Source organism: Staphylococcus capitis subsp. capitis (assembly GCF_040739495.1).
GTDB classification, from domain to species: Bacteria; Bacillota; Bacilli; order Staphylococcales; family Staphylococcaceae; genus Staphylococcus; species Staphylococcus capitis.
The window spans coordinates 1301632-1313760 of sequence record NZ_CP145263.1; the positions used below are offsets into that span (position 1 = coordinate 1301632).

At 33.2% G+C, this 12129-nt stretch carries 11 protein-coding genes; all 11 read left to right on the forward strand.

The features are described 5' to 3' along the window. Position 1 precedes the first annotated feature (1 nt). The 11 genes from aroB to V6C74_RS06660 all read left to right on the forward strand — a co-directional run bounded on the left by aroB (position 2) and on the right by V6C74_RS06660 (position 12075). Positions 2-1066, forward strand: a complete 1065-nt coding sequence (gene aroB, locus V6C74_RS06610; protein ID WP_049389289.1) for a 3-dehydroquinate synthase — start codon at positions 2-4, stop codon at positions 1064-1066. A gap of 9 nt (positions 1067-1075) precedes the next feature. Then, positions 1076-2377, forward strand: a complete 1302-nt coding sequence (aroA, locus tag V6C74_RS06615) for a 3-phosphoshikimate 1-carboxyvinyltransferase (RefSeq protein WP_002453280.1) — start codon at positions 1076-1078, stop codon at positions 2375-2377. 3 nt (positions 2378-2380) lie between these two features. Next, positions 2381-3625: a tetratricopeptide repeat protein gene (locus V6C74_RS06620; RefSeq protein ID WP_016898170.1), complete on the forward strand. Its 1245-nt coding sequence runs from the start codon at positions 2381-2383 to the stop codon at positions 3623-3625. A 14-nt stretch (positions 3626-3639) separates the two neighbouring features. After that, positions 3640-4206 (forward strand): YpiB family protein, encoded by a 567-nt coding sequence (locus V6C74_RS06625; protein WP_002453279.1) that lies wholly within the window; start codon positions 3640-3642, stop codon positions 4204-4206. Further along, complete coding sequence (locus V6C74_RS06630; RefSeq protein ID WP_002453278.1) at positions 4203-4802, forward strand: DUF1405 domain-containing protein; 600 nt, start codon at positions 4203-4205, stop codon at positions 4800-4802. Before V6C74_RS06625 ends, V6C74_RS06630 begins: the two co-directional genes overlap by 4 nt. Before the next feature lie 44 nt (positions 4803-4846). Next, the gene (locus V6C74_RS06635; RefSeq protein ID WP_002433625.1) at positions 4847-5542 is read left to right on the forward strand and encodes a zinc metallopeptidase; all 696 of its coding nucleotides are present in this window, start codon (positions 4847-4849) and stop codon (positions 5540-5542) included. Positions 5543-5712: 170 nt separating this feature from the next. Continuing rightward, entirely contained in the window at positions 5713-6030 is a 318-nt protein-coding gene (locus tag V6C74_RS06640; protein ID WP_002453277.1) for a nucleotide pyrophosphohydrolase, read from the forward strand. 22 nt (positions 6031-6052) lie between these two features. After that, positions 6053-7183 carry an N-acetyl-alpha-D-glucosaminyl L-malate synthase BshA gene (gene bshA / locus V6C74_RS06645; RefSeq protein ID WP_016898169.1) on the forward strand — a complete coding sequence of 377 codons (1131 nt, stop codon included), beginning with the start codon at positions 6053-6055 and terminating at the stop codon, positions 7181-7183. Position 7184: 1 nt separating this feature from the next. Next, positions 7185-8387 carry a CCA tRNA nucleotidyltransferase gene (locus V6C74_RS06650; protein WP_002453275.1) on the forward strand — a complete coding sequence of 401 codons (1203 nt, stop codon included), beginning with the start codon at positions 7185-7187 and terminating at the stop codon, positions 8385-8387. After that, entirely contained in the window at positions 8374-9345 is a 972-nt protein-coding gene (locus V6C74_RS06655) for a biotin--[acetyl-CoA-carboxylase] ligase (protein WP_002453274.1), read from the forward strand. The genes V6C74_RS06650 and V6C74_RS06655 overlap by 14 nt, the downstream gene beginning before the upstream one ends. 27 nt (positions 9346-9372) lie before the next feature. Continuing rightward, entirely contained in the window at positions 9373-12075 is a 2703-nt protein-coding gene (locus V6C74_RS06660) for a helicase C-terminal domain-containing protein (RefSeq protein WP_002453273.1), read from the forward strand. Positions 12076-12129 lie beyond the last annotated feature (54 nt).

Here is a 12129-nt window from a genome sequence, read left to right on the forward strand (position 1 = left end):
CATGAAACTTGAAACAACTTATGAAAATAACAACTATCCAATTATTGTCGAGCACGATGCAATTGAATATTTGGATTCTTTTACCAAAGATTATGACAAAGTATTCTTCATTATTGACGCTAATGTGTATCACCAATTTTCAGAGAAAATAGATACCTTAACTAAAAAGCATCATGCGCAAAAAATTATCATTCCAGCTGGCGAACAAACTAAAACATTCGCCCAATACAATCAAACAATGGAGTCATTATTAAGTCATCAATTAACACGACAAACATGTATTATCGCTTTAGGTGGAGGGGCAACGGGTGATTTCGCCGGCTTCATTGCTGCAACTCTATTAAGAGGTGTAGGATTTATCCAAGTTCCTACTACGATTCTCGCGCATGATTCAAGTGTTGGCGGAAAAGTAGGTATTAATTCAAAGCATGGTAAAAATCTTATCGGTGCCTTTTATCGACCTAAAGCTGTCATCTATGATTTAAATTTCTTAGAAACGCTTCCTTATAATGAAGTTTTGAGTGGTTATGCTGAGGTCTATAAACATGCATTATTGAATGGTAAGGAAGCTACGCAAAATATAGAGGCACATTTTAGTTCTGATAAACAGTTAAAATCTTTAGATCAACTAGACTACTACTTATTTAAAGGCATAGAAACAAAATTGCACATCGTTGTTGAAGACGAAAAAGAAAAAGGTATGAGAAAATTTCTTAACTTAGGTCACACTTTTGGTCATGCTGTGGAATATGAACATAAAATACCACATGGTCATGCAGTAATGATAGGCATACTCTATCAATTTATTGTAGCTAATCAAATGTTGCATACCGAATATGATATTCAACATTTCATTAATTATCTCCAATGTTTAAATTATCCTTTAGAGATTATCCCTAAGCTTAATTTTGAAGACACATATCAATTTATGTTACTTGATAAGAAAAATAACAGTGAAGGTATTCAAATGGTCTTACTTCAAGATTGGGGTAGTCCTATTGTACTTCATGTTGATAAAACGAGACATCTTAAAGCATTTAATCAATTACAGTCATATTTTAGGTAGGTGATAAACATGACTAATAGTGAAGTTATCGACATCAATGGCCCTTTAAAGGGTGAAATAGAAGTTCCGGGAGACAAGTCCATGACACACCGAGCAATCATGCTTGCATCTCTAGCGACAGGTCAAACTACAATTTATAAGCCTTTACTTGGAGAAGATTGTCGCCGTACTATGGAAATATTTGAGTTATTAGGTGTTAAAATAACTGAACATGAAGAGACAATCATTATTGACTCACCTGGTTATCAACAATTTAAGACACCACACCAAGTGTTGTATACGGGGAATTCTGGAACAACAACACGTTTATTGGCGGGACTACTTAGTGGTTTAGGAATTGAAAGCATACTATCTGGTGATGTTTCTATTGGTAAAAGACCTATGGATCGTGTCCTAAAACCATTGTTACAAATGAATGCTCATATTTCAGGTATTGAAGGAAATTATACCCCTTTAATTATTAAGCCATCTATTATTAAAGGTATAGAATATCAAATGGAGGTTGCTAGTGCTCAAGTAAAAAGTGCAATTTTATTTGCGAGTATCTTTTCAGAGGAGGCAACAACCGTCACTGAAATTGATGTGAGTAGAAATCATACAGAGACAATGTTTGAACATTTTAATATTCCAATTGAGATTGAGGGTAAGACGATTCGAACTTCACCTCATGCAATTCAACACATCAAAGCACAGGATTTCCATGTGCCTGGAGATATTTCGTCAGCAGCGTTCTTTATTGTAGCCGCGCTAATTACACCTGGAAGCGATATTACAATTCATAATGTTGGCATTAACCCGACACGTTCAGGTATCATAGACATCGTTGAACTTATGGGGGGTAATATTGAATTAAACAATGTGACTCACGACGCTGAACCTACAGCTTCTATTCGAGTTAAATACACCCCAACTTTAAAGCCAATTACTATTGAAGGTGATATAGTACCTAAAGCGATTGACGAACTTCCTGTAGTCGCATTATTATGTACTCAAGCTTCAGGTACTTGTATTATCAAAGATGCAGAAGAATTAAAGGTAAAAGAAACGAATCGAATAGATACAACTGCTGATATGCTCAATATGCTAGGTTTCAGCCTACAACCAACAAACGATGGATTGATTATACATCCTTCTGAATTTAAAGCGAGTGCAACAGTAGATAGTCAAACGGATCATCGTATAGGTATGATGTTAGCTGTAGCTTCGTTACTAAGTTCTGAACCTTTAACAATAGAGCAATTTGACGCAGTTAATGTATCTTTCCCAGGTTTCTTACCAAAATTAAAGCTTTTAGAAAATGAGGGAAAATAAATTATGGAAGATATCTATAAATTAATAGACGATATCAATCTACAAAAATTAGAGAATTTAGACTCTCGTGTAAACGAAGCATTAAGTTCAAATAACGATGACGCGTTATTTATCTTAGGTGAAACATTATATAATTTCGGTTTAACACCTCAAGGTTTAGAAGTGTTTAGAACGTTATATCATAAATATCCTGATGAAAGTGAATTACTTATTTACTTCATTGAAGGATTAATGTCTGAGAATCAAACTGATGAAGCATTAGAATATTTAGCTGAAGTTGAAACATCAACTGAAAAGTTAATGCTAGAAGCTGATTTATATCAACAAATTAATATGTTGGAAGTTGCCATTGATAAGCTTCAAGAAGCGTTAGAAATTGAACCTAACGACCCAATTATTCATTTCGCTTTAGCTGAATTACTATACTTTGATGGACAATATTTACGCGCTACAACTGAGTATGAGACAGTACTAGAGACAGGCGAATACCAAGTGAATGGCGTTAATTTATTTTCAAGAATGGCCGACTGTAGTTTACAAAGTGGTAACTATACAGATTCTATTGGATTATTTGATGAAATTAGTGAAGATGAAATGAACTCTGAGGATTATTTCAAGAAGGCTATTGCTTATGAAAAGAACGATTTAACGCAAGAAGCGATAAAAATCATGAAAACATTATTGTCTAAAGATCCTGACTTTATTCAAGGTTATTTCTACTTACAATCATTATATGAAAATGAAAAGAACTACCCAGATGCGATTGAAACAGGTAAAGAAGGGCTTAGACTAAGTCAGTTCTACAAAGAGCTTATGGTGTCTACAGGTAGCTTAGAAATAGAGCATGGCGATGCGAATGAAGGTGTTGAATTATTAAAACAAGCACTTGAAGTCGACAATGCCTATCATGAACCATTGCTAATATTAAGTGATTTATACCGAAATGAAGAAGATTATGAAGCAATTATTCAACTTCTTACCTTTGTAGATGAGGAAGACTTAGACCCTGTGTTTATGTGGCATTTAGCATATGCTTATGGTCATGAAGAACTCGATAAAGAAGCTCAACATTTCTTCGAATTAGCATACCCGACTTTAAATACACAGTCTGAATTTTTAAGCGATTATTATTTCTATCTATTAGAAATTGGACATAAAGACAAAGCAAAATCAATTTTAGATAAATTATTAGAAATTGACCCTAGTAATGAAACTTGGCATGATGAAGCTATGAGAATCCAATCTTAAGTGGGTGAATACTAATGAATGAATCGCTCATACGAATGAAGCAAAGCTTTTTAGAGTATTTACTATTTCAATACCGTTTCAAATCACGCATTACCGTTTGGGTACTTAATTACTTAAAAGCAAATCATGACAAACTGAACCTTGTTCATTTCGTAAGTGGAAAAATTAAACAACATCATACTTTAGAGATTGCAGAAGTAAACGCACATGCTTCTGCAATTCATTTTACTAAAGACGATCAAACATACATTAACACGAACGAGATCTTTGAATATATCGCTAATAATACAATTCGTCTAGATATTCAAATACATTTTGCGGATAATCATAAGTATGAACCTCGCTACGACGATTTAATCTTGGCACAATTGATTCATTCACCAAGTTACTCCGCATACGTACAAGATTTATATGCGATTTCAATGAATCAAAGAAAGCAATCTTCTTTGATTGAAAATTTACAAGAAAATATTGATTTGAGTTTACAAATGAATGAACCAGAAAGATTTTATCAACTTACACAAATTTTAAATGCATTGAAAATGAAAGACGTTGATGCTATACACGAGGAAGAACAATGAGTGACTATAAATGGATATGGGAAATGACACTTTATAGGAAATGGGTGCTTATTTTCTTAATTATATGTAATGTGGCAGGAACGATTTACGGCTATGATTGGTATAGTGGACAACTATATATTACTCCACGTTATTTTAAACCATTTGTACCTGATAGCCCCACAGCATCACTTTTTCTAAGCTTATCTATCATGCTCATGTTGTTTAACAAACATTCCGCAATTTTAAATGCTCTAGCCTTTGTAACTTTAATTAAGTATGGCGTGTGGGCAGTTATCATGAATATTCTTATGTTTGTTGAGCAGGGTGAAGTGACAATTAACGGTATTATGTTAATTGTATCCCACGGTATTATGGCCGTTGAAGCTATCTATTTTTATCCACGCTTTAAAGTAACAATGACTGGGTTCTTAGTCGCTTTAATATGGGTATTGATTAATGACATAATCGATTATGGTTTCGGTCAATTTCCTTATTATGACTTTATTGCTTCACATACATTTCAAATCGGAGTATTATCAGTATGTCTGAGTATAAGTGCCTTAATTTTATACTTAGTTTTACAACGTTTTATGAAAGTTAAAACATTTGATTAAACACTATTTTGTCAGTAAAATAATACTAGAGGAGAGTGAGTTTAATGTCTTTAATATCTATGATTATATATTTCGTAATATTAATGGTCATCCCAATGTGGGCTCAACATAAAGTTAAATCTAATTATGAAAAGTATTCACAAGTGAGATCCACTAGTGGTAAAACAGGTAGAGAAGTTGCTGAAGAAATACTACATGCAAATGGTATTTACGATGTAGATGTCGTTAAAGGTGACGGATTCTTAACAGACCACTATGACCCTAGTAAAAAAGTTGTTTGTTTATCTCCTGCAAACTACGATAGACCTTCAGTTGCTGGTACAGCAATTGCAGCCCATGAAGTTGGGCACGCAATTCAACACCAACAAGGTTATGCACCATTAAGATTTAGAAGTGCACTTGTACCACTTGCTAATATCGGTAGTTCTTTAAGTTACATGGTTATCATGTTAGGTATCGTGTTAACTGCTTTCGGAAGTGCATTTGGTTCAACTGCATTATGGATTGGTGCTGGATTAATGTCACTTGCAGTATTATTCTCAATCGTGACATTACCTGTTGAGTTTAATGCTAGTTCAAGAGCAATGAAGCAAATCACTGCTTTAAATATCGTAAATGAGAAAGAATACAAACACGCTAAGAAAGTGTTATCTGCAGCAGCAATGACTTATGTTGCTTCAACAGCAGTAGCGTTAGCTGAACTTGCACGTATCATTTTACTTGCAAGATCAAGCGAATAATTAAATAAATACTTTTTATAAACCTGGTTAAGATTACATGTAGATGTAATACTTACCAGGTTTTTTATTTTCAACATAAATCTACAGTTTCTATTATTGCACTTGAAATGCATCAACTAACAAATTGTAATATACTATATGAGAAACGCATTAAAGGAGAATACCATAAAATGAAATCGATGGAACAAATGCAAAAAGAAGTTGACGAATATATTGGTCAATTTAAAGCAGGCTACTTCTCACCACTAGCAAATCTCGCTAGAATGACTGAAGAAGTAGGAGAGTTAGCAAGAGAAATTAATCATCATTATGGTGAAAAGAAGAAAAAAGATTCTGAAGCTGACAATACCATCAAAGCTGAATTAGGGGATAACTTATTTGTATTATTATGTATCGCTAATTCACTAGATATAGATATGACTGAAAGTTTTAATGAAACGATGGAGAAATTTAATACACGAGATAAAGATCGTTTCGAAAGAAAATAATATATAGAAAGGATGGGCACAGATGAAAATCGGTATTACTTGTTACCCGTCCATGGGCGGCTCTGGAATCATTGCAACAGAGCTTGGTATAAAGATGGCTGAACGCGGACACGACGTTCATTTTATTACCTCGAATATTCCTTTTAGAATACGTAAACCTTTACCGAATATTACTTTCCATCAAGTTGAAGTGAATCAATATGCAGTATTTCAATATCCGCCATATGATATCACATTAAGTACTAAAATATCTGACGTCATTAAAGAATACGATTTAGACGTTTTACATATGCATTACGCCGTACCACACGCGGTTTGTGGCATTTTAGCAAAGCAAATGTCTGGCAAAGATGTAAAGATTATGACTACACTTCACGGCACAGATATTACAGTGCTTGGTTATGATCATTCGCTTAAGAATGCTATTAAATTCGGTATCGAACAAAGTGACATTGTTACCAGTGTGAGTCATTCTCTTGCACAACAAACATATGAAATTATTGATACAAATAAAGAAATTGTACCTATTTATAATTTTGTTCGTGAAAATGAATTCCCAACACGACATAATGAAGAATTAAAGGATTGTTACGGCATATTACCTGAAGAGAAGGTACTCATTCATGTATCAAACTTCCGAAGAGTAAAACGTATTGATACAATCATTGAAACATTCGCCAAAGTACATGAACGAATTCCTAGTAAACTAATATTACTTGGAGACGGTCCAGAATTACTAGATATGCGCCAAAAAGCTCGCGAACTCAATGTAGAAGAGCATGTACTATTTTTAGGTAAACAAAATGATGTAAGTGCATTTTATCAACTATCAGATCTCGTGCTACTTTTAAGTGAAAAAGAAAGTTTTGGTTTAACTTTATTAGAGGCAATGAAGACGGGTGTATTACCAATTGGTACAAATGCTGGAGGTATCAAAGAGGTAATTAAGCATGAAGAGACGGGCTTTATAGTAAATATTGGTGACAGTGAACAAGCAGCGCAATATGCGATTCAGCTCTTAGAAAATCCCAATTTATATAAACAAATGCAATCAAAAATGCTTGAAGATATTCGTGATCGCTTTGCTTCAAAATTGATTACTGATCAGTATGAACATTATTATAAAAAAATGTTAGAACAAGGTGAAAATTAAGATGAGTAACGAGTTATTTGAACGTGCCAAACCAATATTAGATCATATTCAGCATCATGGATTTGAAGCATACTTCGTTGGGGGTTCAGTTCGTGATTATCTCATGGGACGAGAAATCCATGATATTGATATTACTACCAGTGCAACGCCTAATGAAATTGAAGATATTTTTGAGAAGACCATTCCAATAGGTAAGGAACATGGTACTATCAATGTCGTTTATCATCATGAAAATTATGAAGTAACAACATTTCGTGCTGAAGAAGATTATGTGGATCATCGTAGACCGAGCGAAGTGCACTTCGTACGTGATTTATACCAAGACGTACAACGTCGAGATTTCACTGTAAATGCCATTGCAATGGATTCTAATTATAAAACATATGATTATTTTGAGGGTGAACGCGATTTAAAAGAACGGCTGATTCGTACAGTAGGTGAACCTCGTGAACGATTTGAAGAGGATGCGTTACGTATCATTCGAGGACTACGTTTTCAAGCTCAACTCGATTTTAAGATTGTAGACAATACATTTGATGCGATGCGCAAGCAGATTGCTGATATTCAATACCTATCTATAGAACGCATTGTTGTTGAACTAAAGAAACTCATTAAGGGTATCAATGTTGCTCAAAGTTTTAATCAAATGAAAGAGATAGATGCTTTTAAGCACATTCCATTTTTTAATTCATTTAATATGCAACGCGTTCATATCGATGAACCATTAGAATTTGAAATGTGGATCGCTATCATGCTAGCTCAGCAACCGATTACTGATACACTTAAATTACTAAAGATTAGCAACAACGAAAAATCGAAAATTCACACCTTAGCGAATTTAATTGAAACTTTACCAAAGGTACAATCTAAGTCGGATTTAATTATTGTGATTTATGATAATGACATAAAAAATATTAAAAATGTATTAGCTACTAAAGAAACACTCAAGAAAAACAATCTTAACACACCTAATCCTTTAATCTTAAATGAACGTTCTATTGAAGAAGTTTATAACCAGCTACCTATCCATCATCGAAAGGAAATGGCTATCAATGGTGGTGATATTATCCAACACCTTAATACGAAATCAGGACCGTGGTTAAAAGATGTGTTAAGACAAATAGAAGTGGCAATTATCACAAAACAAATTAAGAATACTAAAGTTGAAATACTAGAATGGGTGGATGCGAATGTCAAAGTATAGTCAAGACGTAGTAAGAATGTTATATGAGAATCAACCAAATTACATCTCAGGACAATTTATAGCTGATCAACTTAATATAACACGAGCAGGCGTTAAAAAAATTATCGATCAATTAAAAAACGATGGTTGTGACATCGAATCCGTCAATCATAAAGGTCATCAGCTCAATGCACTCCCCGATCAATGGTACAGTGGCATTGTTCAACCCATCGTAAAAGATTTTGATTCAATTGATCAGATAGAAGTTTATAACTCAGTTGATTCAACACAAACTAAAGCTAAAAAAGCATTAGTAGGCAACAAATCATCATTTTTAATTTTAAGTGATGAACAAACAGAAGGACGAGGACGCTTTAATCGCAATTGGAGTTCATCTAAGGGTAAAGGTCTGTGGATGTCTCTAGTATTAAGACCAAATGTTCCATTTGCAATGATTCCTAAATTTAATTTATTTATCGCATTGGGAATTAGGGATGCCATTCAACAATTCTCTAATGATCGTGTAGCAATTAAATGGCCTAATGATATTTACATTGGGAAAAAGAAAATTTGTGGTTTTTTAACTGAAATGGTAGCTAATTATGATGCTATAGAAGCAATTATATGTGGTATAGGTATTAATATGAATCATGTTGAGGACGACTTTAATGATGAAATACGTCACATTGCAACAAGTATGAGGTTGCATGCTGATGATAAAATAAATCGTTATGATTTTCTAAAAATACTACTCTATGAGATTAATAAACGTTATAAACAATTCTTAGAGCAACCATTTGAGATGATTCGAGAAGAATATATTGCAGCAACCAATATGTGGAATCGTCAATTAAGATTTACCGAGAATGGTCACCAATTTATAGGTAAGGCATTTGATATCGACCAAGATGGTTTCTTACTTGTGAAAGATGACGAAGGGAATTTACATCGACTAATGAGTGCAGATATAGATTTATAAACACTGAAGACAAGGAGAGAGGGCGTTATGGGAATTGCAACCTATGCAGTTGTTGATTTAGAAACAACTGGTAATCAACTAGATTATGATGAAATTATTCAAATAGGCATTACTTTCGTAAGCAATCATAAAATTATTGATACTTATCATTCAATGATTCGCACTGATTTAGAAATTCCTCCATTTATTCAAGCTTTGACATCTATAGAAGAGGACATGCTCGCTCAAGCACCTTATTTCAATGAAGTTGCTGAGGATATTTACGACCAAATTAAAGATTGCATTTTCGTGGCACATAATATTTCTTTTGATCTTAATTTCATTAAAAATGCTTTCAATAACTGTGACATTCAATTCAAACCTAAGAAAGTGATGGATACACTTGAATTGTTTAAAATCGCGTTCCCAACAGATAAAAGTTACCAGTTAAGCGAGCTCGCTCAAGCACATGATATACCATTAGACAAAGCACATCGTGCCGATGAAGATGCTACAACGACTGCAAAGTTAATGATTAAGGCCTTCAAAAAGTTTGAAAGTTTACCTTTAGATACGCAAAAGCAACTTTATTATTTAAGTAAAAACCTTAAATATGATTTATACAATATCCTTTTCGAAATGGTAAGAACAAATCAATCGAAACCCTTGGATGACCAATTTGGCCAATTCGAACAAATCATATATCGTAAACAAGTAGATTTAAAAGGTCCACAAACAAATTTTGAAGGTTCTCTTAAAACGCTTTATAAAAAAGCTACGAAAGCTCTAAATATGACTTATCGTCCTCAACAACTTTATCTTTCAGAAATTATTCTTGATCAACTGATGCATAGTGATAAAGCAATGATTGAAGCGCCTCTAGGAAGTGGTAAGTCCCTTGCATATTTACTTGCAGCACTCATGTACAATATTGAGACTGGGCGACACGTGATGATATCTACAAATACTAAAATACTGCAGAGTCAGTTACTTGAAAAAGATATTCCTGCATTAAACGAGGCATTAAAATTTAAAATCAACGCATCTCTGATCAAAAGTAAAAATGATTACATTTCACTTGGTTTGATTAGTCAAATCTTAAAAGATGATACTAATAACTATGAAGTTAGCATTCTAAAAATGCAATTATTAATTTGGATTACAGAAACAACTACAGGTGATATCCAAGAATTAAACTTAAAAGGCGGACAGAAAATGTATTTCGATCAAAAGATTGAAACTTACGTTCCTGTACGTCATGACATCCATTACTACAATTTTATAAAACGTAACGCTCAAAATATTCAAATCGGTATTACGAATCACGCACATTTAATTCATTCGGATGCAGAAAATTCAATATATCAATTATTCGACGATTGTATCATTGATGAAGCACACCGATTACCAGATTATGCCCTAAATCAAGTCACTAATGAATTGAACTATTCTGATATTAAATATCAATTAGGCTTAATCGGTAGAAACGAAAATGAAAAACTACTTAAAGCTATAGACAAATTAGAACAACAACGTATTCTTGAGAAATTAGATATAGCACCTATTGATGTATTCGGACTTAAATCAAACATCAATGACATCCATGACTTGAATGAGCGTTTATTTACAACGATTTATGAAATTATTCAGTCATCTGAAGTCTATGACGATGAAGTTCATAAGTATCATTATGTTTACCAATTTGAGACTGATAATATATTAAAAGATTTACACGCTATCATTGATAAACTAAATAAAACGTTGGAAATTTTTAATGGCATTAGCCATAAAACAATTAAATCGATTCGTAAACAGTTACTTTATCTCAACGATAGATTTAAACAAATAGAGCAAAGTTTAAAAGATAATCATACAAGTTATATTTCAATCAAAAATCTAACTCAAAAGTCTACAATTCGTTTGCTTGTTAAAGACTTTGCAGTAAAAGATATTTTGACAACTCAAGTTCTTGATAAATTTAATTCGCTCACTTTTATTTCCGGTACGTTAACTTTCAATCATTCATTTGATAACTTTAAGAATTGGTTTAACGATCATACCGAATTTAATACATTTGAAGTATCGACATCGATGAAAGCCTCTAAAAATACGAGCGTTTTTATTCCTACTGATGTAGCTTCTTATAATTATAAGAATATTGAAGACTACGTGGCATCAATTGTGGATTATCTTGTCGAATATGTCACTATGACTCAATCAAAATGTCTCGTCTTATTTACAAGTTACAAGATGATGCATATGGTTCAAGATATGTTAAACGAATTACCACCATTTGAGGACTACGTGATACTCACTCAACAACAGAATCAAAATTATAAAATAGTTCAGCAATTTAATAACTTTGAAAAATCTATCTTGTTAGGTACATCAACATTCTTTGAAGGCTTCGACTTTCAAGCTGATGGTATTAAGTGTGTCATGATAGCTAAGCTACCATTTATGAGTAAACACAATACGAAATATTGGCTTATGGACACTGAATTTACGTCAACGTTCAAAGATTACGTCCTTCCAGACGCTGTCACTCGATTTAGACAAGGATTAGGTCGTTTGATACGTAATGAGGATGATAAAGGGCTTATAGTATCATTCGATGATCGTTTAATCAATAGTAATTTTAAGAATTTCTTTGCTCAAACCTTGGAAAATTATCGCCAGAAAAAAGGGGATATTCAACAATTCAATAAATTACTCGGACATATTCAGAAATCAATTAAAAAAGGAAAATAGAGTTTAATTTGACGTAGCGAAGTCATTTTCAAGAAAGCAATCACAGAAGTCAAC